The organism is Flavobacterium sp. AC267 (genome assembly GCF_979258715.1).
Window position 1 is genome coordinate 5,103,733 of the sequence record NZ_OZ409875.1, and the last position, 22,674, is coordinate 5,126,406.

Consider the following 22,674-nt stretch of genomic DNA (forward strand, 5'->3'; position numbering starts at 1 on the left):
TTCAATTTAAACAAACATGAAAAATTTAAAAACAATTGCAATAGCATTATTCGTAGCAAGCGACTAGTATTTCAGTAAATGCTCAAACTAAAAAAATCGACGTAAAAGCATCTACTATCAAATGGGTAGGTAAAAAAGTAACTGGAGAGCACTCTGGAACTGTAAACTTTAAAGACGGAGCTGTAGTTTTCAAAGGAAAAAAATTAACTGGTGGTTCTTTCACTGTTGATATGACTTCTTTAACTGCAACTGATTTAACTGGAGAATACCAAGGAAAATTAAACGGGCACTTAAAAGCTGACGATTTCTTCGGAACTGATAAATTCCCAACTGCAAAATTAGTTTTCAAAAAAATCGGTTCTAAATCTGCTGACGTTTATACTGTAACTGCTGATTTAACTATCAAAGGAATTACTAAACCTGTAACTTTTGACATCACTGTAGCTGGAAACACTGCTACAACTGCTTTCAAAGTTGACAGAACTAAATACGATATTAAATACAACTCTGGTAACTTCTTCGAAAACTTAGGAGACAAAACTATCAATGACGAGTTCGAATTAGCTGTAGCTTTAAAATTCTAATATTCTTTAGGCTTACTAATTCAAAAGAATTAATAACCCCTGCAACAGAAACTGCAGGGGTTATTTTTTTATATAAACTTTTCAAAAATTTAACGTTCTTAATAGTATAGTAACGCTTTCGTAATAACCATCAGGGCTTTGATTAACATACGGCTTCTAATTTTGGGGAAATTAAAAAAATCAACAACTAGAAATTAAAATCATAGTTATGAAAACAAAATTACGTATTGCTTCTATCCTATTAACTGTCAGCTTTTTTGTACATGCCCAACAACAGCCAAAAGGAATTACAGGAAATACAAACTGGATGAACAATTGGACAAACTTTAAACCAGCCGCTAATGACTATAGCGAAGCAACCAATATAATTGCCGGAACAATTGACAAAGACACTAAATTATTAAAACGTAACACTTACCATTTGGTTGGTGTTGTGTATGTTACCAATAATGCCACTTTGACTATCGAACCAGGAACTGTAATTCGAGGTGATGATAAAACCTGCGGTACGCTTGTTATTACTGCCGGTTCTAAAATTATGGCAGAAGGTCTAGAAACCGACCCAATTATTTTTACATCGGAAAATGAAATAAACAATAGAAAACCAGGTGACTGGGGCGGAATAATTGTTTTAGGAAAAGCGCCGATAAATTCTTTAGGCGGTGTTCATACTTTACCTTTTGATCTAGAACCTACTTTAAATCATTATGGTGGTCAGGATGCTGAAGATAACTCCGGAATTTTAAAATATGTTAGAATTGAGTACGCTGGAAGAAAATTAAGTGCTTCAAAAGAACTAAACGGGCTTTCTCTTGCCGGCGTTGGAAGAAAAACAACTATCAGTAATATCCAAATCAGTTTTTCTAATGATGATTCTTTTGAATGTTATGGAGGTGATCTAAATATGAGTAACTTAATCTCATTTAGAACTACTGATGATGATTTTGATTTTACGCAAGGTGCTCAAATTAATCTTAGTAACAGTATTGCAATTCGTCATCCATTTTCTTCTGATATTTCAGGCTCAAGATGTTTTGAGGTAGATTCGTACGAGAAAGTTGCGAATACGGATATGACTAAAAAAATGACTAAAATTAACGCAAGCAATATTACATTGGTTAACTTAGAAGAGAACAATCAAGGTTTAGTAAGAGAATCTGTGTATGTAAAAGAAAATACATTTTTTAACCTAACCAATAGTGTAGTTTCTGGATTTGCTCCTTTCGTTTTATTGGAAGGAAATATTGGAAATGGCGAAGCGAACTTATCAAAAATCACTTTAAAAAATGTTATTGCCAATAACTGTAACGGCGAAATTGAAAGCGAAGTCGCAAGCAATACTTCTGGAATAAAAAACTATTACGGCAATCCTGCAAACGGAATAGAATTTACTAAAATTAAGCTTAGCGAGTTATTTACACTTCCTAATATCAAAGGAAATCCTGATTTTAGATTAAATGTAAACAACACTATTGCAATTGGAAATTAAAGAGTTATCGCAGTGTATTTGAACAAAATTTAACAAAATTTACAGTTTCGAAAAGTTTTTTTTTTGATTTTTATATACTTCAATTCAAATTACATTTATATCTTTGTCACAACAAAAACAGAAATGAGAACAATTTTAAACAATACTTGGTGGTGGAACAATTTACGTCAAACGTCGTGAACTAAGCTTCCTATGGTATTGTAAAAACTATAAATATAAAAGGCTTGTCATCACGACAAGCCTTTTTTTTTGGTCAAAATTTTAAAAAAGCATTAACGAATTAAAAACTATAAACATTGAAACCTTTTAAACTTAATACACATTACAAACAAATACTGGCAGACACTGTTACGCCTGTAAGCATTTATTTTAAAATAAGAGATAAATTCCCAAACAGTTTATTATTAGAAAGTAGTGATTATCATGGAAATGACAATAGTTTCTCTTATATCTGCTCGCAATCCGATCGCTACTATAAAAATCGAAAACGAGATTATTTCTAAAACTTTCCCAGACGGAACTTCAGAGAAAATTACTATTGATGCTTCGACTAATATTCCGCAGGTAATTCAGGAATTTTCAGGTCAGTTTAAATCAGAGAAAAATGATTTTAAATTTATCAATAACGGTTTATTTGGATACATTTCTTACGATGCTGTTCGCTATTTCGAAAAAGTTTCAATTGCCAAAAAAGACAATGCAACCGCAATTCCAGATGTATTTTATGCTGTTTACCAAAATATTATTGCAATCAACCATTTTAAAAATGAGGCTTATATTTTCTGCCACAGTTTAGACGGAAAAAATAACATTGCAGAAATTGAACAATTATTGCAGTCTAGAAATATTGCTTCGTATAAATTTGCGAAAGAAGGTGAAGGTTTCTCTAACTTAACCGACGAAGAATTTAAACAAAATGTTGCTCTTGCAAAAAAACACTGTTACCGCGACGATGTATTTCAATTGGTGTTATCTCGCCGATTTACCCAAGGTTTTAAAGGTGACGAATTCAATGTTTACAGAGCTTTAAGAAGTATTAACCCGTCTCCTTATTTATTCTTTTTTGATTACGGAGATTTCAAAATATTTGGTTCTTCACCAGAAGCACAAATTATTGTAAAAGATAGAAAAGCAGAAATTCACCCAATCGCTGGAACTTTTAAAAGAACCGGAGATGACGAACGTGATGCACTTTTAGCAAAAGAACTTTCTGAAGATAAAAAAGAAAACAGCGAGCACGTAATGCTTGTTGACTTAGCTCGAAATGATTTAAGCCGAAATGGTCACGATGTAAATGTTGAAAAATACAGAGAGGTTCAATTCTTCTCGCACGTAATTCACCTAGTTTCAAAAGTTACTGGACATTTACACGAAAAAGCTACTACAATGCAGGTGGTTGCCGACACTTTTCCAGCTGGAACATTGAGCCGGCGCTCCAAAACACAGAGCCATGCAGTTAATTGAAGATTTCGAAAAAACCAATCGTAATTTTTACGGAGGCGCAATTGGTGTTATGGATTTTGACGGAAATTTTAACCATGCCATTATGATTCGAACTTTCCTTTCAAAAAACCATCAATTACATTGTCAGGCGGGAGCAGGAATCGTAGCAAGTTCAGACGAAGAAAGCGAAATGCAGGAAGTCTATAATAAATTAAGAGCTTTGAATACAGCGCTGGAAATGGCAGAGAAGATTTAGTTTTCAGTCTCAGTTTTTAGTCACAGTTTTTAGTCACAGAAAATTAGAAACATAGCCAACGGTTTTTAACTGTTGGAGACATAGATTGGCAAAAACCTGAAACCTGAAACTTGAAACAAATAAAAAACAAACCCTAAAAATCATGAAAAAAGCAATTTCAATTTTATTTTTAATCATTACTATGACGGCTTGTAATTCAGAAAAAAAGCAATATTCAATTGAAGGAACCTGGCGTCTTATTTCGGCACAAACGACAGAGAAAGATTCAACTTTTTCTACTTTCAACAAAAACACAAAAATGATTAAGATTATAAATGATTCTCATTTTGCTTTTTTAAATCATGATTTGAAAAACGGAAAAGACTCTACAACAGCGCTATATTTTGCGGGGGGCGGAAAATATACTTTGAAAGACAGTATTTATACCGAAAACCTAGAATATTTTAACAATCGCGATTGGGAAAATGGAAAATTTGAATTTGTAGTAAAAATTCAAAACGATACCTTAATTCAGAAAGGAATTGAAAAAGTAGAAAAATTAGGAATCAACCGAATTATTACAGAAAAATACGTTCGAGAAAAATAGAAAAGATAATCAGTTTTCAGTCACAGAACCTGAAACTTGAAACCTGAAACAAAACAAAAGACATGAAAAAAATATTAGTTATAGACAATTATGATAGTTTCACCTACAATTTAGTACACTATCTAGAAGATTTGAACTGCGAAGTTACCGTTTACAGAAACGACGAATTCGAAATTGATGACATTGCTTCTTTCGATAAAATATTACTTTCTCCAGGACCTGGAATTCCAGATGAAGCCGGTTTACTAAAAGCCGTAATTGAGAAATACAGTCCGACAAAAAGCATTTTGGGAGTTTGTTTAGGACAACAGGCAATTGGAGAAGTTTTTGGAGGCACTCTTTCAAATCTAGACAAAGTATATCACGGTGTTGCAACCAACGTAAAAACAGTGGTTTCAGACGAAATTTTATTTGAAGGTTTAGGAAATGAATTCGAAGTTGGAAGATACCACTCTTGGGTTGTTGATGCTAATCTGCCAGACGTTTTAGAAGCTACTTCAATAGACGAAAATGGACAAATTATGTCACTTAGACACAAAAATTACGATGTAAGAGGCGTTCAGTTTCACCCAGAAAGCGTTTTAACTCCAAACGGAAAAAGGATTTTAGAGAATTGGATTAAGAGTTAGATTTATTGGGTTTCAGGTTTCAAGTTTCAAGTTTGTTGGAACGTGAAACCTGAAACTTGAAACAAAAAACTTAGAACCTTAGTATCTCAGAACCTTAGCAACTTTAAAAAAAATGAAAACTATATTAAATAAATTAATCAATCACGAAGTGCTTTCTAAAGAAGAAGCAAAAAATGTCTTGATTAACATTTCAAGCGGTCAGTACAATCCAAGTCAGATTTCATCATTTTTGACTGTATTTATGATGCGCAGTATTACAATCGACGAACTTTCGGGTTTTCGCGAAGCTTTATTAGAATTATGTATTCGCGTTGATTTATCAGCTTACAATACAATCGATTTATGCGGCACAGGCGGTGACGGAAAAGATACTTTCAATATTTCAACTTTAGCTTCTTTTGTAGTCGCAGGCGCAGGAATAAAAGTTGCGAAACATGGAAACTACGGCGTTTCTTCAATTTCAGGATCGAGCAACGTAATGGAAAAAATGGGAATTAAATTCAGCGACGATTCTTCGTTTTTAGAAAAATGTATCGATCAAGCAGGAATCTGTGTTCTGCACGCTCCCCTATTTCACCCAGCAATGAAAAATGTGGGACCAATCAGAAAAGAATTGGCTGTAAAAACATTCTTTAATATGTTGGGACCAATGGTAAATCCGTCATTTCCGCAGAATCAATTAGTTGGAGTTTTCAACTTAGAATTGGCGAGAATGTATGCTTATTTATATCAAAATACCGACGTGAATTTTACGATCTTACATTCGCTTGACGGTTACGACGAAATTTCCTTAACCGGCCCAACAAAGACAATTTCAAATCATATGGAAGGAATGTTAAAACCAGAAGATTTTGGTGTTCACCTTTTATCTCAAACAGAAATTGAAGGCGGAAAAACCATCGAAGAATCGGTCGCAATTTTTACCAATATCATTTCAGGAAAAGGAAATGAAGCACAAAACAATGTAGTTTTAGCCAATGCTTGCAATGGCAATTGCAACGGTTACAAAATGCTCTCCTTTAGAAGGTTTTGAATTGGCAAAAGAAAGTCTTTTATCTGGAAAGGGATTAAAAGCATTACAGACGTTACAAGAACTAAGCAGGTAAAAAATAGTTTCAAGTTTTCTTTGTTTCAGGTTTCAAGTTGTTGAAACGTAACCTGGAACTTGAAACCTGAAACCTGAAACAAAATAAAATGAATATACTCGATAAAATAATCTTTGATAAACAACGCGAAGTTGTTCTTAAAAAATCCATTATTCCAGTTTCGCAGTTAGAAGCTTCGGTATTTTTTGAAAAACAAACTATTTCACTTAGTCAGAAATTAAGAGAAAGCAATTCTGGAATTATCGCAGAACACAAACGCCGTTCTCCATCAAAATCAATCATAAACAATAATTTTACGGTTGAAGAAGTTGTTAAAGGCTACGAAAATGCTGGCGCTTGCGGCATTTCAGTTTTAACCGACGGAAAATATTTTGGAGGATCTTTAGACGATTTACTTTTGGCAAGAGCTTCAGTAAATATTCCACTTTTGCGAAAAGAATTTATTGTAGACGAATATCAGATTTTAGAAGCCAAAGCACATGGAGCCGATTTGATTTTGCTAATCGCGGCGGTTTTAACCCGTGAAGAAATTAAATCATTGTCTGAATTTGCTAAAAAGTTAGGTTTAGAAGTTTTACTCGAAGTTCACAATCAAGAAGAATTAGAAAAATCAATTATGCCGACTCTAGACATGATTGGTGTGAACAACAGAAACCTAAAAACATTCGAAGTAAGTTTAGATTTCAGCAAAGAATTAGCTTCTCAAATTCCAGATGAGTTTGTAAAAGTTTCAGAAAGCGGTATTTCGTCAATCGAAGCCATTCAGGAACTAAAACCTTACGGCTACAAAGGCTTTTTAATTGGAGAAAACTTCATGAAAACTGACAATGCCGGTAAATCTGCCAAAGAATTTATCAAACAATTAGAGATATAAAGATTTGCCACGAATTTCACAACTTAGCACGAATTGAATTTGTGAAAATTGGTGTAATTCGTGGCAAAATATAACACAAAGCCTTTGCGAACTTATCGTATATTCATAATCAAAATAAAAAAAACTTAGCGCACTTTGCGGTAAAAAACACACAACAATAATGAAACTCAAAATATGCGGCATGAAATATCCCGAAAACATTCTCGAAGTAGGCGCACTCCTGCCCGATTATATGGGATTTATTTTCTGGGAAAAATCCGCGCGATACTTTAACGGAACCATTCCTGAATTGATCAAAACAATCAAAAAAGTGGGTGTTTTTGTCAATCAGAGTCAGGAAGAAATTTTGGAAAAAGTGACAAAATACAATTTACAAGCCGTTCAGTTACACGGAAATGAATCTGTTGAATTTTTATCAGAATTAAAAAAACAACTGCCCAAAAAAATCGAAATTATCAAAGTATTTTCAGCCGATGAAAATTTTGATTTTGAAATTATAAAACCTTTTGAAAGTGTCTGCGATTATTTTCTATTTGACACAAAAGGCAAATTACCAGGCGGTAACGGAACCACTTTCGAATGGACGATATTAAAAAAATACAATTCAGAGAAACCTTTCTTTTTGAGCGGCGGTATCGGAATTAACGAATTAAAAGCCATTGAAGAAATTTCAAAAAGCAAATTGCCTATTTATGCTGTCGATGTAAATAGTAAATTTGAAATCGAACCAGGGCTGAAAAACAGAAATCTATTTAGCAACTTCAAACGAAAATTTGATGTTGCCAACTTTTAAACTTTAAATAAAATGAGTTTTAACGTCAACGAAAAAGGATATTACGGAGAATTTGGAGGAGCTTATATTCCAGAAATGCTCTATCCAAACGTAGAAGAATTACGTCAAAAATACCTAAGTATAATGGATGAACCCGATTTTAAAGCGGAGTTCGACCAATTGCTTAAAGATTATGTTGGGCGCCCTAGTCCGCTGTATTTTGCAAAGCGTTTATCTGAAAAATACAATACAAAAGTTTATCTAAAAAGAGAAGACTTAAACCATACCGGCGCGCACAAAGTAAACAATACAATCGGACAGATTTTATTAGCAAAACGTCTGGGTAAAAAAAGAATTATTGCCGAAACGGGAGCTGGACAACACGGTGTAGCGACAGCAACTGTCTGCGCCTTAATGGGAATTGAATGCATTGTTTATATGGGCGAAATTGACATTGCCCGCCAAGCGCCAAACGTCGCTCGTATGAAAATGTTAGGTGCAGAAGTCCGTCCTGCACTTTCGGGTTCAAGAACACTAAAAGACGCTACAAATGAAGCAATTCGCGACTGGATCAATAATCCTGTTGATACACATTATATCATCGGTTCGGCGATTGGACCGCATCCTTATCCAGACATGGTGACGCGTTTCCAGAGCATCATTTCAGAAGAAATAAAATGGCAGTTAAAAGAAAAAGAAGGCCGTGAAAATCCTGATTATGTGGTTGCTTGCATTGGCGAGGCAGTAACGCCGCAGGAACATACTATCACTTTTTGCACGAACCAGAAGTGGGAATTATTGCCGTAGAAGCGACTGGAAAAGGCGTTGACAGCGGTCACAGTGCGGCAACAAGTAAATTAGGTAAAGTTGGTGTTATTCACGGCTGTAAAACTTTGTTAATGCAGACTCCAGACGGGCAAATTACAGAACCGTATTCGATTTCTGCAGGGTTAGATTATCCTGGAGTTGGTCCTATGCACGCACATTTAGCACAAACTGGTCGCGACGAATTTTTCTCTGTTACCGATGACGATGCTATGAATGCGGGTCTTCAATTGACAAAATTAGAAGGAATTATTCCAGCAATTGAAAGCGCGCACGCATTTGCCGTTTTAGATCAGAAGAAATTTAAACCTACAGATGTTGTCGTAATCAGTCTTTCTGGTCGCGGGGATAAAGATTTAGATAATTATATTGATTACTTTAAATTGTAATAAAATTTGTAATTTGGACGTTCCCTACGGGCGGGCTGTCCGCTATATCTTTTTTATGGCAGAAAAAGCCATAAAAAAGGATGCTGCTCCCATCCCTAACGCAAACAAACAAAGAGAAAAATCATAATTATGGAACTATTATTCTCATACGGAACATTAAGATCAAAACAGGTTCAAATGCAGATTTTTAATAAAGTTTTAGTCGGAACCCAAGATCAGATATTAGGTTTTAAACTAAAAAGTTTACAGATTGAAGAAGAATTTGGAATGGCAGATTATGTTGTTGCAGTCCCAAGCGAAAACTTGGAAGACATTATACATGGTGCTGTTTTTGAGGTTTCTAATTCAGAATTATTAAAAGTAGATCAATTCGAATCCAATTCATACAAAAGAGTTCAAGTCACACTAAAATCTGGAAGAGTGGCTTGGGTGTATACCGAAAATAAATAATTGATAATATTAAAAAACAGCTGACAGGTTTTAAATCTGTTAGAAATATAAAGACTGTACAATTCAAAATGATTTTAGTCTGCTGCCCAAACAAAACCAAAACGAGCGGATATCAATGCAAATTTATTAGATCATTATCATCTTATAGAATTGGTCGCACAAAACGGCGCCAATTTAATTGCTTTTCCCGAAATGTCTATTACTGGTTATGAAAGATCTGATCTTGCGGAACTGGCTTTTACAAAAGACGATTCGAGGCTGGATCATTTGAAAACATTAGCTGTAAAAAATAATATCATTATTGTTGCCGGAGCTCCAATTCAGATCGAATCACAGCTATTTATTGGCGAATTTGTTATTTCTCCTGATAATTCAGTTTCAATTTATACGAAGCAGTTTTTACATGAAGGAGAAGATGAATTTTTTCAATCTTCTTTTGATAACAATACAATAGTTACTATTGAGAATCAAAAGATTGCATTCGCTATTTGTGCCGATATTGATAATCCAGCCGCATCCAGAAAATGCGAAGAAGAACGAAACGGATATTTATATTGCCAGTATTTTCTTTTCACCAAACGGAATTCCGAATGCTTATCGCAATTTGCAGGATTATGCACAGAAACATAAAATGAATGTTTTAATGTCGAATTTCTGCGGCGATTCTTGGGGATCTCAAGTCGCTGGGCAAAGTGCTTTTTGGAACAATAAAGGAGAATTGATTGGACAAATGAATGATTCTGATGCCGGGATTTTATTAGTAGAAAATAAAAATGACGATTGGACTAGTCGGGTTATTATTTACTAGCATTGACTCCTGCAAGGTTTTCAAAACCTTACAGGTAAAATTAAATAAACACAAAACACCTACAAGGTTTTGAAAACCTTGCAGGAGAAAAACATACATAAAATGAATAGAATAACTCAAAAATTACAAGAGGACAAAAAGATACTTTCGATCTATTTTTCTGCTGGATATCCAAGTTTAAATGATACGGTGCAGATTATTCAGGATTTAGAAAAAAACGGCGTTGACTTAATCGAAATCGGACTTCCATTTAGTGATCCTTTGGCAGATGGGCCAACAATTCAAGCTAGTTCTACTCAGGCGCTTCATAACGGAATGACCTCTGAAATTCTTTTTGATCAACTGAAGAATATCCGCGAAAGCGTAAAAATTCCATTGATTATTATGGGGTATTTTAATCCGATATTACAATACGGAGTGGAAGCTTTTTGCGAAAAATGCGGCCGCAATTGGTATCGATGGTCTAATCATTCCAGATTTACCAGTTGATGTGTACGCAGATGAATACAAAGCGATTTTTGATAAATATGGTTTGCTAAATGTATTTTTAATTACACCGCAGACTTCAGACGAACGTATTCGTTTTATCGACAGCGTTTCAAACGGCTTTATATATATGGTAAGTTCTGCGAGCGTTACAGGATCTCAATCTGGTTTTGGAAATGTACAGGAAGATTATTTCGAAAGAATTGCTAATATGAATTTGAAAAACCCTCAGATTGTCGGCTTCGGAATTTCAAATAAAGAAACGTTCAATCAAGCAACTAAATATGCGAAAGGCGCTATTATTGGAAGTGCTTTCATTAAACATTTAAGCGAAAGCGGCAGTGGAAAAATTGAGGAATTTGTTGGAGAAATTCGATAAATAAATGTAATTTACACGGATTTTATAATTCTTAAAAAATCCGTGTATGCGACTATTTTTGATAATTAATAAAAAAATATTTTTTCTTTTTATACTCAATTTGCTCTTTTGCTCACTTCAGGCACAGGAAAATATAGTCGCAAAAATCCCAACAAAACAAGACACTTTAAACGGCTCTATAACTCCAGAAAGAATCTGGTGGGATATTCAGCACTATGATTTAAGCGTAAAACCAGATTATTTAAATAAAACTATCTCTGGAAAAAACGAAATTGAATACAATGTAATCCATAAAAAACATTCAGATTTAATGCAGATCGATTTAGTCAGTCCGCTTAAAATTGATAGTGTTTTTCAAAAACGAAAAAAGATTGAATATACTCAGGATCAAAATATCTGGTATTTAAAATTACCTCAAAAACAAGCTTCAAAAAACAATAAAATTCTTATTTACTATTCTGGTAAACCAACAGAATCTATTAAGCCGCCTTGGGACGGAGGTTTGGTTTGGGCAAAAGATTCGCTTGGCCGTCCGTGGATTTCTGTTGCCTGTCAATATAAAGGCGCGAGTTTATGGTATCCCTGCAAAAACACCATGTATGACGAACCAGATAGGGGCGCGAGTATCAGCATTTCTGTTCCAGATTCTTTAACTGCAATTGGAAATGGGCGTTTAAAAAGGAAAATCAAAAATCCTGATCATAACACAACTTATAAATGGGAAGTAAAAAACCCCATTAATCATTACGGAATTACTTTTTATATTGGAAACTATATAAATATCAGACAGCCATTTAATGGCAAAAATGGTAAGCTCGATCTAGATTTCTGGATCCTTGATTACAATAAAGCAAAGGCAGAATCGCACTTAATTCCTGGTTCTATTACTGCAATTAAATCATTGGAACATTGGTTTGGCCCCTATCCTTTTTATGAAGATGGATTTAAGATTGTTGATGCATCTTATATTGGTATGGAACATCAGAGTGCAATTGCTTACGGCGGGGCCTATAAAAATGGAACGAATAAAAAAGGCGGTGATATCTCTAATACAGGCTGGGGCAAAAAAACAGATAAAATTATCGTTCACGAAATAGCACACGAATGGTTTGGCAATAATATTACAGCAATAGATATCGCTGATCGATGGATTCAGGAAGGATTTGCCGGTTTGGGCGAAGAACTTGTAATTGCAGATATATGCGGGCGAAAAGCGGGTAATGAATTTATGGCAGGAAGATTCAGAACTATAGAAAATGACAAACCTGTGATAGCCCGATACGGAATAAATGAAGATGGCGAGCAACGACAATTATGTCAAAGGATGGGCAGTTATGCATATGATAGGGACTATCATTAATGACGATGATAAGTTTCGAAAAGTACTGCGTGGCTTAAACCAGGATTTTCATAATAAGACCGTTACTACAAATGAAATCGAAACTTATATAAGCACAAAATCGGGCATTACTTTTGACTATTTATTCGATCAATATTTAAGAACTACAAAGGTTCCAGTATTAGAATATAAATACAAAAACGGCGAACTAAATTATCGCTATACCAATTGTAATCAAAATTTTAGTATGCCAATAAAAACCAACTGTTCTAAAGATAATTGGATACATCCAACTACTTCCTGGCAGACTTTACAAGTTGAAAATGAAGAAACTACAACCGATTTAAAAATCGATCTTAACTTCTATATCACACTCCAAAAGGTAGAATAATACTTAATAGCACAAATATAAAGAGCCTAAAACTACTACACCGTTTTATGTTAATATTATGTTAAAATAAAATTAAACAAGCGTTTAAATTAAACAAGTGTTTAATTTTGCATCCGATTAGAAACAATATCATGTCACAGATCGAATTAAACGAGAAAAAAATTCAGATTCTTAATGTTGCAGAGAAGCTATTTTCTGAAAAAGGATTTGAGGGGACATCAATACGGGACATTTCAAAAGAGGCAAAAATTAATATTGCCATGGTTTCGTATTATTTTGGGTCAAAAGAGAGACTTCTAGAAGCTTTGATTTTTCACAAAACTGTTGATTTAAAATTACAACTCGAAAATTTATTACACGAAAATCTTGAACCCCTTGAAAAAGTCAATAAATTAATCGAAATTTACATCACCAGAATCTGCCTTAACAAAGGGATTTACAGAGTTTTACATTTTGAACTCAACAATAAAAAAAGAGAAAAAAGCCTGAATGCCTTTACAGAACTTAAAAAAGGAAATTTAAAATCTGTAGAAAGCATTATCAAGCAGGGTCAGGCTCAGGGAGTTTTTAGAAAAGATATTAATATCCAACTGATTACGCCCACAATTATTGGAACCTTTTTTCACTTTCACATGAATAGATCTTTCTTCGAAGAATTATTGGATTTAAAAACAGAAGAAATGTTTAACAATTACATTAAAAACGATCTTACAAAGCACATTCAACAAACTATAAAAGCGCTACTTGTTTATGAAAATTAGTCAATTAATGCTCTTTGGAATATTCTTTATCGGAATATCGTCAATTGAAGCACAAGAAAAAACAAGTTTAACTTTAGATGAAGCCGTAAAAATGGCTTGGGAGAAGAGTAACGAAGTTACGCTTGCCAACACTAAGGTAAACACAAAAAAACACGAGTTAACAGCCGTAAAAAACAATCAGTATCCTGATCTTAAAATTTCTGGACAATACCAGCGATTAACAAAAGCGTCGATTGATATGCACAATGAAGGGGAAAGTGCGACTTCACTGGCTTCTCCAGACCGCGCAATGCTAGGAATGGCTAATTTGAGCTTACCTATTTTTGCCGGATTTAAAATTCAAAGCAGTATCGATTCGTACGAAAGCTTATATGAAGCTGAAACTGCATATGTCGCGAAAACAAAAGAAGATGTTGCTTTAAGAGTAATAACTTACTATACAGCATTATACAAAGCACAAAAAACTTTAGATGTCTTAAACGAAAATCAAAAAAGTGCTAAGCAACGTGTAACTGACTTTGTCGAATTAGAGAAAAACGGAATTATTCCGAGAAATGATTTATTGAAAGCGCAGTTATTGGTTTCAAAAACGCAATTATCTATTGATGAAGCGAATAATAATCTAAACAACATCAATTTCTATCTGACCACTTTATTAAAGTTAGCTCCAGAAACAAAATTGCAGGTTAATGAGGATGATTTCTTTAATTTAAAAACAAACAATGCTCCTACAACTGATGCATTGGCACTTGAAAGCAGAAAAGATTTAGAAGCTATTCGTTTACAATCAAAAGCTTCAGAAGCAAATGTTAAGATCGCAAAATCGGGCTACTACCCTACGTTATCTTTACTTGGAGGTTATACTGCATTAGATCTTAAAGACATTATTACTGTAAAATATGCGATGAATTTTGGTTTAGGTTTGTCTTATGACTTATCTGGAATTCTAAAAAACAGCGCACACGTTAAAGAAGCAGAAAGCAGAGCTTTGGAAGTAAAAAACACAGAAGCTATTATGACGGATCGTATTAAAGTTGAAGTTCAGAAATCTCTTGAAGATTATGACTTAGCGATCAATCAAAGTGTAGTTTATGAAGAAGCACTTCAACAGGTCGCTGAAAATTACAGACTTGTAAAAGACAAATTCGATAATGGTTTGGCAGATACCAATGACTTGGTTGAAGCTGATGTTGAGCAATTAAGCGCAAAAATTAATACCGCTGTTGCAAAAGCATCAATCATCCAAAAATATTACGAATTACTTTCAGTATCAGGACAATTATCACAATCATTCAATCTTTCTAAAATATAATCGATATCTCTCATGGAAAAGAAAAAGACAAATAAAAAATTCATCATCATACTAGCCGTTTTGGTTTTAGTGGGGGGAACTTACGGAATATCAAAATACATGCACTCTTTAGCTCACGAAGAAACAGATGATGCTCAAATTGAGAAAAAAATGAACCCGATTATCCCGAGAGTTTCAGGATATATCAGCAAAGTATATGTGAAAGATAATGATTATGTAAAAAAGGGAGATACTTTATTTACTATCGATAAGAGAGATTATCAATTGAAAATTGATGAAGCAAATGTTGCTTTATTAGGTGCTGAAGGTCAATTTGAAGTCGCAAAAGCTGATATTGGAAGCGCATATGCAAGCATCTCAGTTTCTGATGCGCAAATGAGATCTGCTGGCGGTTCTATCGAAAGCGCTAAAATTAGATTGAGACAGCTTACAAACGATTTTAATCGTTACAATAACTTGTACAAAACGCATACGATTACCAAACAACAATTTGAACAAGCTCAGGTCGCAAAAGACGAGGCTGAAAACCAAGTACGTGTTTTAGAACAACAACAAAGAGCAAGTTCTTACCAAAAATCGGTTATTCAATCAAAATCTAAAGTTTCAGACAAACAAACAGAAGTTGCTGCAGACAAACATCAAAAAAGCAAAAACGATGCTTGATGTTGCGCACTTAAATCTTTCTTATACAGTTGTAACTGCGACTATTGACGGTCAGGTTTCTAAAGTTGATATTCAGCCAGGACAATTAGTTCAGCCAGGACAATCTTTATTTTACATTATTAATAATACTGAAGCTTGGGTTGTGGCTAACTTTAAAGAAACACAATTAAACAAAATGGTTGTGGGACAAAAAGTAAGCTTGAAAGTTGATGCTTATCCAAACTATGAGTTTAAAGGAACTTTGACTTCATTTTCTCCAGCAACAGGATCACGTTTTTCATTATTACCTCCTGACAATGCTACAGGAAACTTCGTAAAAACAATTCAGAGATTACCAGTAAAAATTAGTTTAGACCAATCAAACGATCCTGAGAAAGTAAAACTTTTAAGACCGGGAATGAATGTTGATGTAGACGTACATTTAAAATAAATAAATGGCAGCGAGAATACAAGCAGACGACGATTTAGTAGAATACGGTTACCGACGCGTGATTATTACAATTACAGCTGTACTTTGTGCATTGCTTGAAATTGTTGATACCACGATCGTAAACGTAGCTCTAACAGACATGCGCGGAAGTCTTGGTGCTACCTTGACAGATGTGGCGTGGGTTATTACAGCATACGCAATTGCGAATGTTATTGTAATTCCGATGACGAGCTGGTTATCACAGCAATTTGGAAGACGTAATTATTTTGTGGCTTCTATCATAATATTTACGGTCTGTTCTTTTTTGTGTGGTAATGCCAGTAATATTTGGGAACTTGTGGCCTTCCGATTCGTACAAGGTATGGGTGGTGGAGCGCTTCTGGTAACAGCCCAAACGATTATTACAGAAAGTTATCCGGTTGCCAAACGCGGAATGGCGCAGGCAATTTACGGAATGGGTGTAATTGTTGGTCCAACTTTAGGTCCGCCTTTAGGAGGATATTTAGTAGATAATTATTCTTGGCCTTATATTTTCTATATCAATATTCCATTAGGAATTATCGCAACTATTTTGGCTATAACTTTTGTTAGAAGTCCGAAATATGGAGAGAAATTAAAAGCAAATCAGGTTGACTGGTGGGGAATTATTTTACTTACTGCCTTTATTGGTTCTTTACAATTCGTACTAGAACACGGTCAGCAAGACGATTGGTTTAACGATTCACTTATTGTAACGCTAAGTGTGGTGACAGTTTTAGGATTAGTTCTTTTTATTTGGAGAGAGCTGACTTATAAATATCCAATCGTAAACTTAAGTGTTTTAAAAGATGGAAATTTACGAATTGGAACAATTATGTGTTTCATTCTTGGTTTCGGTTTATATGGTTCAACGTTAATTATCCCAATTTACACGCAGTCCATTTTAGGATGGACCGCAACTGATGCCGGATTGTTATTAATTCCAGGATCTATCACAACGGCGATTATGATGCCATTTGTTGGAAATATGATTCAGAAAGGTGTTCCTCAAGGTTATATGGTTGGAGTTGGATTTTTAGTTTTCTTCTTCTTTACCTTTATGATGTACAGCCGTATGACACCTGATACTGGTGTCGAACATATGTACTGGCCTTTAATTTTAAGAGGAATTGGTCTTGGATTACTTTTCGTTCCAATTACCACACTTTCTCTTTCTACTTTGAAAGGAAAACAAATTGGTGAAGGAGCCGCTTTTACCGGAATGATGCGTCAGTTAGGTGGATCTTTTGGTATTGCCATTATTACAACTTTCATTACACGTTTCAGCCAATCGCACAGAGTAGATTTGATTAATAATTTAGATCCTGCAAAATTCGAAGTACAGCGACGTGTCACTGGCATGCAAGCATGCCTTTATGGCGAAAGGCTACAGTGCAGATGTTGCTTTGAAAAAAGCTTATCAGGCAATAGAAATGTCAGTAATGAAACAAAGTACTGTAATGGCCTATATGGATATCTTTATGTACTTAGGAATTATGTTTTTATGCTGTATTCCGATTATTCTTTTCATCAAAAAAGGAAAGAATAAAATTAATCCCGCAGATGCGATGCATTAATATTTAATAATTATTTATAATACCCAAAAAAAGCCGAGTTTATTTCCTGTAACTCGGCTTTTTTATGTTTTTATGTTTTTATGTTTTTTTTGTTTCAAGTTTCAGGTTTCAGGTTTTGTTAACTTTGTGAACCTTGCGCAATCTTTGCGCCTTTGTGTTTAAATAATCTCAAAGTAAAGAAACCTTTGTCCCTCTGCCCCTCAGAACCTTAGAACCTCCAAAAAAACCTATCTCGTAAAAACCAAATGATTTCCTTTAGACAGATTTGCATCAAACTTATATCCTTCGTAATCAAAACCTTTTAAGTCATCAATAGTTTCAGCGTTTGTATCGATAATATAACGCACCATCATCCCTCTCGCCTTTTTGGCAAAGAAACTGATCATTTTTAGTTTTCCATCTTTGTAATCTTTAAAATCTGGCGTAATTACAGGAACTTTCAAAGCTTTTACATCAACTGCAGAAAAATATTCGTTACTCGCTAAATTCACGAATAATTCGTCTTTTTTCAATTCTTTGTTTAAAGCTTTAGTAACGGCAGGTTTCCAGAATTCGTGCAGGTTTTTATATTCTCCAACAAGTAATTTTGTGCCCATTTCTAAACGGTAAGCCTGCATTAAATCAAGCGGTTTTAAAACACCATAAAGACCAGACAAAATTCTAAGTTTATCCTGAAGTGCATCTAATTTATCTAATGGAATTGAATAAGCGTCTAAACCGGTGTAAACATCACCATCAAAAGTATAAACTGCCGGACGGGCATTTTGTGGTGAAAAAGGAGTTTTCCATTTTTGATTGCGTTCCCAATTTAAATCGGCCAATTTATCTGAAATTGACATTAGCTCTGATAATTCAGAAGGTTTTTTAGGTTTTAAAACTTTATGAACCTCTCTTGCTTCTTTTAGAAATGATGGTTCTGTATATTGAGATGTTGGTAATTCTTTTTCGAAATTTAATGACTTTGCAGGAGATATAACAATTTTCATGTGTACGTTTTTGTATGATTCAAAAATACAAATTGAAAATTTAAAAATATATTATTACAATTGATTTGTTTTATGAATATATAATCCGTCTATATCAAAAGTCCCAGCGGGACAACATATTTATAGAACTAATATTTTAGATATTCAACAAAAGCCCCAGCGGAGCGAAATTATTTCTCTAAAAACGAATATCGCTCCGCTGGAGCTTTCAATAAACTTTGAAAAACTTTCTATAAATATTTTGCTCCTACGAAGCATTCATTCATTGAAATATAATTTTACTAAAAATTGCTATTAGAAAATGAGAATTTATATAAAAAAGTGCCCTTTACATTATAATAGGCATTTTCTATGTTGTAAATTTGCAGACGTTTCATTCTCTTCAAAAAAGAAATGTAATTTTTTAAAATTCTTGAATTCGTGGCTATACAAACAAATTATAAGACTGCTCTACAAAATAAAATTTTCGATGTTATTTCGAAAGCATCTCAAGAACTTAACGTTGAAAGTTATGTAATTGGCGGATTTGTTCGTGATTTACTCCTAAACCGTGGTTCCAAAAAAGATATTGATGTTGTTGCAGTTGGAAGCGGTATCGAACTAGCTTTGAAAGTATCTGAATTACTTCCTAAAAAACCAAAAGTTCAAGTTTTTAAAACTTACGGAACAGCAATGTTACGTTTTGAAGATACCGATATTGAGTTTGTAGGCGCGCGAAAAGAATCTTATAATTTTGACAGCCGAAATCCGATTGTGGAAAACGGAACTTTGCAAGACGATCAAAACCGTCGTGATTTTACAATAAATGCGTTAGCATTATCTTTAAACGAAAATAACTTTGGCGATCTTTTAGATCCGTTCGATGGTTTAGCAGATTTAGAGAACAAAACAATAAAAACACCTTTGGATCCAGATATTACGTATTCTGATGATCCTTTGCGTATGTTACGTGCGATTCGTTTTGCAACGCAGTTGAATTTTGAGATTGAAGAAAATTCGCTAAATGCTATTACAAAAAATGCTGATCGAATCAATATTATTTCTGGCGAAAGAATTGTAGACGAATTAAACAAAATTCTCTCTACAGATAAACCTTCTGTCGGATTTTTACTTTTATATAAAACAGGCCTTTTAGATATTATTTTACCTGAATTGACTGCTTTGAATCAGGTAGAAGAAATTGAAGGTCATACACATAAAAACAATTTTTATCACACGCTTGAAGTGGTTGATAATATTTGCCCCAATACAGATGATGTCTGGTTACGCTGGTCGGCTTTACTTCATGATATTGGAAAAGCGCCAACAAAACGTTTCAGTAAAAAACAAGGCTGGACTTTTCACGGGCATGAATTTCTAGGCGGAAAAATGGCAAAAAAAATCTTTGAACGCCTGCATATGCCATTGAACCACAAAATGAAATTTGTGCAGAAAATGGTAATTATGAGCTCTCGTCCAATTGTTTTGGCGCAGGATATTGTGACAGACAGCGCGGTTCGCCGTTTGGTTTTTGATGCTGGTGAAGATGTAGAGAATTTAATGACTTTATGCGAAGCGGATATCACAACTAAAAACCCTTCGAAGTTCAAGAAATACCATAAAAACTTTGAACTCGTTCGCAAGAAAATTGTTGAAGTTGAAGAGCGCGATCAGGTTCGTAATTTTCAGCCGCCAATTTCAGGTGAAGAAATTATGGAAATGTTTGACTTAAAACCTTCACGCGAAATTGGAGTTTTAAAAGAAGCCGTAAAAGAAGCTATTTTAGAAGGCGATATTCCAAATGAATATCAGGCGACTTATGATTTTGTGATTAAAAGAGTCGCTAAGTTAAATTTAACGCTGAAGAAATAATGGATCTTTTAGGTGGGATTTTTATATTCATATTTTTAATAATAATTATCTATCCAAACTTTGTTTTTTATAAAGGATTGAAGAACATTGGAAAAAATCATTTAAAATATAAATTACTTTATTTTGTAATAACGCTTATTTTTTCATGTGCTGTAGTTTTTACAGTTGCTATGATAGTTGCAAGTCAAATTTTCGATGAAATGTTTGATATGAGTACTAAATTGAATAATTACATTTACAGGATTATTTTTGGATGTGCAATATTCCCTCCAGGGATTTTTATATATATATATTTTGGAAAATTCTACTTGAAAAGAATTTCCCTTAAAAAAGCTGAAATAGAATTAATTGGAAAAGAATGAAAAAAGAGAATAAATCGGTAATCATTTGGTTACTATCAGGTTGTGTTTTATTGTTTTTAATGGTTGTCGTTGGCGGAATTACCCGTTTGACTAATTCAGGTTTATCTATGACCGACTGGCATTTGGTAACTGATACTTTCCCACCCTTAACAGATGCCAAGTGGCAGGCCGCATTTGATGAATATAAAAAGTTTCCAGAGTACCAAAAAATCAATATTCACAACGATTTTCAATTAGCAGATTATAAATTCATTTATTTCTGGGAATGGTTTCACCGTTTTATCGGTCGTATTATTGGTTTGGTTTTCTTTGTTCCTTTTGTTTATTTCTTAATCAGAAAAAAACTGGATCGCTCAACTATCAAAAAATGTGTTATCCTTTTAGCAATGGGAGGTTTTCAAGGGTTTTTAGGATGGTTTATGGTAAGAAGCGGGTTAATTGACAATCCAGATGTGAGTCATTTTAGACTTTCATTGCACTTAACTTTTGCCTTTATTACTTTTGCTTATACACTTTGGGTGGCACTGGATTTAATCTACCCTGAAAAAAACACCCGAATTAATATTCGACTAAGAAACATTGGCCGATTTGCTTTAGCAACTTTACTAATTCAAATTATTTACGGCGGATTTGTTGCTGGATTAAATGCTGGATTAATTCACAATCATTGGCCGTTAATGAGCGACGGACAATTTATTCATGATTCTGTTTACATAGAACAGCCAACATTAATCAAAAATCTTATCGAAGGAAAAAGCGGCGTTCAGTTTGTACACAGAACTTTTGCTTATGTTGTTGTAGCTTTTATTTTGTTCTTATATTACAGAAGTACCAAAATTTCGTTGACAAATACACAATCGAACGGAATTAAAACTTTGGTTGTTTTTGTTTTCATACAATTTCTTCTGGGAGTTTTTACTTTGTTATATAGTGTTCCATTGGCTTTAGGATTAATTCACCAAATTATGGCGTTTTTCCTTTTGAGCGCCATGACTTTTACATTGCATCGATTGAGTAAATAAAACTTTTTGTATAAAATTAAAGGAGGCTTAAAATTTAAGCCTCCTTTTTTATTGAATCGATTTTAACTCAAATGAATTAAAATCTGTTGAATCTGTTATACTAAACTTTTATCCAAGCCAGCTTTTAAAATCCTGCACTTTTTCACGACTTACAACTACCTCATCATCTTTGTAAGTTGGTAAAATTACTTTCAAGCGAGAATTGGTATAAACCTGAATTTCTTTAATTGCTTTTAGCGGAACAATAAATTTTCTGCTTACGCGGAAGAAATCTTTTTTGTCAAGTTCTTGTTCTAAAATTTCTAAAGTAGAATCAATTAAGTAATCGCGATTGTCGCACGTATGAATGTAAGTTCCTTTATTTTCGCTAAAAAAACATTCAATTTCTTCTGTGGTAATCACTTTTAAATGCTGACCAATTTTAACTGTAAATCTCTTTTTATATGTCTTCTCAAAAGGATTTGAAAGCATTTGACGAATCTGCTCAAAGTCAAGTCGCAAATTAGAACTTCCGGTTGCAGCTTTTGGAAGACGTGATTTGAATTTTGTTACTGCTGTTTCCAAATCATCTTCATCAATTGGCTTTAAAAGATAATCGATACTGTTGAGTTTAAAAGCTTTTAAAGCATATTCATCATACGCAGTTGTAAAAATGATAGCGCTTTTAATATCTATTTTTTCAAAAATTTCAAAAGACAAACCATCTGATAATTGAATATCTAAAAATATCAAATCAGGATGCTGGTTATTCTTAAACCATTCGATAGATTCTTCAACCGAGTGAAGCATTGTCTCTACCTTTACATCTAACTTTTCAAGTTTTCTTTGCAGTAATCTTGCAACTGGTTTCTCGTCTTCTATAATTAATGTGATCATTTACTATATT

At 33.9% G+C, this 22,674-nt stretch carries 17 protein-coding genes and 7 pseudogenes; 22 read left to right on the top strand and 2 right to left on the bottom strand.

The features are described 5' to 3' along the window. Positions 1-16 precede the first annotated feature (16 nt). From ACZZ95_RS27100 to ACZZ95_RS27190, 19 genes and pseudogenes are all read left to right on the top strand, one after another. A pseudogene (locus tag ACZZ95_RS27100) lies at positions 17-584 on the top strand (YceI family protein). Positions 585-792: 208 nt separating this feature from the next. Next, positions 793-2,073 (top strand): hypothetical protein, encoded by a 1,281-nt coding sequence (locus ACZZ95_RS27105; RefSeq protein WP_463471460.1) that lies wholly within the window; start codon positions 793-795, stop codon positions 2,071-2,073. A 296-nt stretch (positions 2,074-2,369) separates the two neighbouring features. Then, positions 2,370-3,772, top strand: a pseudogene (locus ACZZ95_RS27110) (anthranilate synthase component I family protein). Between the two features lie 142 nt (positions 3,773-3,914). After that, a complete protein-coding gene (locus tag ACZZ95_RS27115; RefSeq protein WP_463471461.1) occupies positions 3,915-4,358 on the top strand; it encodes a hypothetical protein in 444 nt (147 codons plus the stop codon). A 62-nt stretch (positions 4,359-4,420) separates the two neighbouring features. Next, positions 4,421-4,987 (top strand): anthranilate synthase component II, encoded by a 567-nt coding sequence (locus tag ACZZ95_RS27120; RefSeq protein ID WP_095951883.1) that lies wholly within the window; start codon positions 4,421-4,423, stop codon positions 4,985-4,987. 112 nt (positions 4,988-5,099) lie between these two features. After that, positions 5,100-6,093, top strand: a pseudogene (trpD, locus tag ACZZ95_RS27125) (anthranilate phosphoribosyltransferase). A gap of 88 nt (positions 6,094-6,181) precedes the next feature. Further along, positions 6,182-6,967, top strand: coding sequence for an indole-3-glycerol phosphate synthase TrpC (gene trpC / locus ACZZ95_RS27130; RefSeq protein ID WP_463471462.1), 786 nt, complete (start codon positions 6,182-6,184; stop codon positions 6,965-6,967). A gap of 160 nt (positions 6,968-7,127) precedes the next feature. Beyond that, the gene (locus tag ACZZ95_RS27135; RefSeq protein WP_463471463.1) at positions 7,128-7,760 is read left to right on the top strand and encodes a phosphoribosylanthranilate isomerase; all 633 of its coding nucleotides are present in this window, start codon (positions 7,128-7,130) and stop codon (positions 7,758-7,760) included. A 12-nt stretch (positions 7,761-7,772) separates the two neighbouring features. Beyond that, positions 7,773-8,953: pseudogene (gene trpB / locus ACZZ95_RS27140) on the top strand (tryptophan synthase subunit beta). 129 nt (positions 8,954-9,082) lie between these two features. Then, complete coding sequence (locus tag ACZZ95_RS27145) at positions 9,083-9,403, top strand: gamma-glutamylcyclotransferase family protein (RefSeq protein ID WP_463471464.1); 321 nt, start codon at positions 9,083-9,085, stop codon at positions 9,401-9,403. A gap of 111 nt (positions 9,404-9,514) precedes the next feature. Continuing rightward, entirely contained in the window at positions 9,515-10,033 is a 519-nt protein-coding gene (locus tag ACZZ95_RS27150; protein WP_463471789.1) for a carbon-nitrogen hydrolase family protein, read from the top strand. A gap of 13 nt (positions 10,034-10,046) precedes the next feature. Then, complete coding sequence (locus tag ACZZ95_RS27155; protein ID WP_463471465.1) at positions 10,047-10,211, top strand: hypothetical protein; 165 nt, start codon at positions 10,047-10,049, stop codon at positions 10,209-10,211. 102 nt (positions 10,212-10,313) lie between these two features. After that, positions 10,314-11,076, top strand: a pseudogene (trpA, locus tag ACZZ95_RS27160) (tryptophan synthase subunit alpha). A 100-nt stretch (positions 11,077-11,176) separates the two neighbouring features. After that, positions 11,177-12,436, top strand: a complete 1,260-nt coding sequence (locus ACZZ95_RS27165) for a M1 family aminopeptidase (RefSeq protein WP_463471466.1) — start codon at positions 11,177-11,179, stop codon at positions 12,434-12,436. After that, positions 12,411-12,806, top strand: coding sequence for a hypothetical protein (locus ACZZ95_RS27170; RefSeq protein WP_463471467.1), 396 nt, complete (start codon positions 12,411-12,413; stop codon positions 12,804-12,806). The genes ACZZ95_RS27165 and ACZZ95_RS27170 overlap by 26 nt, the downstream gene beginning before the upstream one ends. Positions 12,807-12,937: 131 nt before the next feature. Beyond that, positions 12,938-13,567 (top strand): TetR/AcrR family transcriptional regulator, encoded by a 630-nt coding sequence (locus tag ACZZ95_RS27175; protein WP_095951892.1) that lies wholly within the window; start codon positions 12,938-12,940, stop codon positions 13,565-13,567. Between the two features lie 7 nt (positions 13,568-13,574). Continuing rightward, positions 13,575-14,879, top strand: a complete 1,305-nt coding sequence (locus tag ACZZ95_RS27180; protein ID WP_463471468.1) for a TolC family protein — start codon at positions 13,575-13,577, stop codon at positions 14,877-14,879. 12 nt (positions 14,880-14,891) lie between these two features. Continuing rightward, positions 14,892-15,972: pseudogene (locus tag ACZZ95_RS27185) on the top strand (HlyD family secretion protein). A 4-nt stretch (positions 15,973-15,976) separates the two neighbouring features. Continuing rightward, positions 15,977-17,567, top strand: a pseudogene (locus ACZZ95_RS27190) (MDR family MFS transporter). A 227-nt stretch (positions 17,568-17,794) separates the two neighbouring features. On the opposite strand, the gene yaaA reads toward ACZZ95_RS27190, so the two are convergent. Further along, complete coding sequence (gene yaaA, locus ACZZ95_RS27195) at positions 17,795-18,553, bottom strand: peroxide stress protein YaaA (protein ID WP_463471469.1); 759 nt, start codon at positions 18,551-18,553, stop codon at positions 17,795-17,797. 420 nt (positions 18,554-18,973) lie between these two features. Here yaaA and ACZZ95_RS27200 point away from each other — a divergent pair, with 420 nt between their 5' ends. The 3 genes from ACZZ95_RS27200 to ACZZ95_RS27210 are packed head-to-tail and all read left to right on the top strand — an operon-like array spanning position 18,974 to position 21,788. Next, positions 18,974-20,404: a CCA tRNA nucleotidyltransferase gene (locus ACZZ95_RS27200; RefSeq protein WP_463471470.1), complete on the top strand. Its 1,431-nt coding sequence runs from the start codon at positions 18,974-18,976 to the stop codon at positions 20,402-20,404. Next, positions 20,404-20,766, top strand: a complete 363-nt coding sequence (locus ACZZ95_RS27205; protein WP_463471471.1) for a hypothetical protein — start codon at positions 20,404-20,406, stop codon at positions 20,764-20,766. The genes ACZZ95_RS27200 and ACZZ95_RS27205 overlap by 1 nt, the downstream gene beginning before the upstream one ends. Continuing rightward, complete coding sequence (locus ACZZ95_RS27210) at positions 20,763-21,788, top strand: COX15/CtaA family protein (RefSeq protein ID WP_463471472.1); 1,026 nt, start codon at positions 20,763-20,765, stop codon at positions 21,786-21,788. Before ACZZ95_RS27205 ends, ACZZ95_RS27210 begins: the two co-directional genes overlap by 4 nt. Before the next feature lie 108 nt (positions 21,789-21,896). Here ACZZ95_RS27210 and ACZZ95_RS27215 read toward each other — a convergent pair whose 3' ends face one another. Next, positions 21,897-22,664: a LytR/AlgR family response regulator transcription factor gene (locus ACZZ95_RS27215; RefSeq protein ID WP_463471473.1), complete on the bottom strand. Its 768-nt coding sequence runs from the start codon at positions 22,662-22,664 to the stop codon at positions 21,897-21,899. Between the last annotated feature and the right edge of the window lie 10 nt (positions 22,665-22,674).

Coding starts and splice junctions, on each gene's coding strand:
- ACZZ95_RS27105 (WP_463471460.1), top strand. CDS start 793: ATGAAAACAAAATTACGTATTGCTTCTATCCTATTAACTGTCAGCTTT.
- ACZZ95_RS27115 (WP_463471461.1), top strand. CDS start 3,915: ATGAAAAAAGCAATTTCAATTTTATTTTTAATCATTACTATGACGGCT.
- ACZZ95_RS27120 (WP_095951883.1), top strand. CDS start 4,421: ATGAAAAAAATATTAGTTATAGACAATTATGATAGTTTCACCTACAAT.
- trpC (WP_463471462.1), top strand. CDS start 6,182: ATGAATATACTCGATAAAATAATCTTTGATAAACAACGCGAAGTTGTT.
- ACZZ95_RS27135 (WP_463471463.1), top strand. CDS start 7,128: ATGAAACTCAAAATATGCGGCATGAAATATCCCGAAAACATTCTCGAA.
- ACZZ95_RS27145 (WP_463471464.1), top strand. CDS start 9,083: ATGGAACTATTATTCTCATACGGAACATTAAGATCAAAACAGGTTCAA.
- ACZZ95_RS27155 (WP_463471465.1), top strand. CDS start 10,047: ATGTCGAATTTCTGCGGCGATTCTTGGGGATCTCAAGTCGCTGGGCAA.
- ACZZ95_RS27170 (WP_463471467.1), top strand. CDS start 12,411: ATGCATATGATAGGGACTATCATTAATGACGATGATAAGTTTCGAAAA.
- ACZZ95_RS27175 (WP_095951892.1), top strand. CDS start 12,938: ATGTCACAGATCGAATTAAACGAGAAAAAAATTCAGATTCTTAATGTT.
- ACZZ95_RS27180 (WP_463471468.1), top strand. CDS start 13,575: ATGCTCTTTGGAATATTCTTTATCGGAATATCGTCAATTGAAGCACAA.
- yaaA (WP_463471469.1), bottom strand. CDS start 18,553: ATGAAAATTGTTATATCTCCTGCAAAGTCATTAAATTTCGAAAAAGAA.
- ACZZ95_RS27205 (WP_463471471.1), top strand. CDS start 20,404: ATGGATCTTTTAGGTGGGATTTTTATATTCATATTTTTAATAATAATT.
- ACZZ95_RS27210 (WP_463471472.1), top strand. CDS start 20,763: ATGAAAAAAGAGAATAAATCGGTAATCATTTGGTTACTATCAGGTTGT.
- ACZZ95_RS27215 (WP_463471473.1), bottom strand. CDS start 22,664: ATGATCACATTAATTATAGAAGACGAGAAACCAGTTGCAAGATTACTG.